The organism is Pantoea sp. ANP04, from assembly GCF_041982285.1.
GTDB classification, from domain to species: Bacteria; Pseudomonadota; Gammaproteobacteria; order Enterobacterales; family Enterobacteriaceae; genus Pantoea; species Pantoea eucalypti.
The window spans coordinates 1-586 of record NZ_JAUTYS010000100.1 but is presented as its reverse complement, the minus strand read 5'-3'; the positions used below and the strand labels follow the sequence as shown (position 1 = coordinate 586).

The following is a 586-nucleotide window of genomic DNA, read 5'->3' as shown; positions in this document are numbered from 1 at the left end:
AAAGCGACTATTGAGCTATCAGACAAAAAGCGGCGTTCACTTAGCATGGAACGCGTGAGCCATGAGATTAAAGACGTTCGCCAACTATGGGAGCAGATCGCCAACGAAAAACTGGCTGAGCACGACCATAAATTGATTGATAGTCGCAGCTATGCCGCGCAAGGGATTGATATTGAACCACAGCTCAAAATGGGATCAGTCGCTACTAAGCTGGAACGTGACAAATACGAGCGAGAACTAAGAAAAGCTGAACAAGCCAAAGCAGAAGGCAAGCATTACGAGATTGATAAAACGCCAGCAACACAGCTTGGCACTATCAACGAAATAATCAACGAGCGTAACGAGCTGGTATGGGGCGTAGCGCTTACGAAAAATCAGATCGTGAATGATGCCGCTGATGCCATTATCTTAAACGGTCATAAAATCAAAGATATTGAACACAGCACATCGCCACCAAGCAGGACAACCGTAGCAGATGAACCCATCAAAAAATCAGAACCAGCACCTGCGCCGAAGCCTAAAGCACCCACACTCGATGCGGTAGCAAAAGCAATGGCAATGGCTCAGGGCATTAAGAGCAAACGCG

General features: G+C 47.1%; 1 protein-coding gene. It reads left to right on the top strand.

What is annotated here, in order from left to right; all coding sequences use genetic code 11:
* Positions 1–45: 45 nt before the first annotated feature.
* The coding region (locus Q7C21_RS22535; RefSeq protein ID WP_375151164.1) for a MobA/MobL family protein at positions 46–586 on the top strand (541 nt) is incomplete at its 3' end.